The sequence below is a fragment of the Neptuniibacter pectenicola genome, from assembly GCF_001597735.1.
Taxonomy (GTDB): Bacteria; Pseudomonadota; Gammaproteobacteria; order Pseudomonadales; family Balneatricaceae; genus Neptuniibacter; species Neptuniibacter pectenicola.
This window is the reverse complement of sequence record NZ_LUTS01000132.1, coordinates 1-265: the sequence shown is the minus strand read 5'-3', so window position 1 is coordinate 265 and position 265 is coordinate 1. Positions and strand designations below refer to the sequence as shown.

Here is a 265-nt window from a genome sequence, read left to right as displayed (position 1 = left end):
ACACCAATACAATCCTGCGCATCTTCGGGCAACGTAGGGACATAGATCGGATAACGGGGCATAAGCTCGGCAATAAAATGTTTGTTACTAATGCCCGATAAATAATCGGCTTTTTTAAAGTCCATACTAAAAAAATGACGCCCCAGTGCTTCCCAAAAAGGCGAGTAGCCCTTGTGATCGCTTTCGCCGCGAATCTCGGCAAAAAGCTTGGGGGTAAAACGATCTGGATGATGAGCAATGAACAGTAAGCGCGCACGTGAAAGTA

At 46.0% G+C, this 265-nt stretch carries 1 protein-coding gene; it reads right to left on the bottom strand.

Annotation, left to right across the window (positions count from 1 at the left end; all coding sequences use genetic code 11):
• Positions 1-265: arginine N-succinyltransferase (locus tag A3773_RS17210; RefSeq protein ID WP_197462871.1), on the bottom strand; the 265-nt coding region annotated here is incomplete at both ends.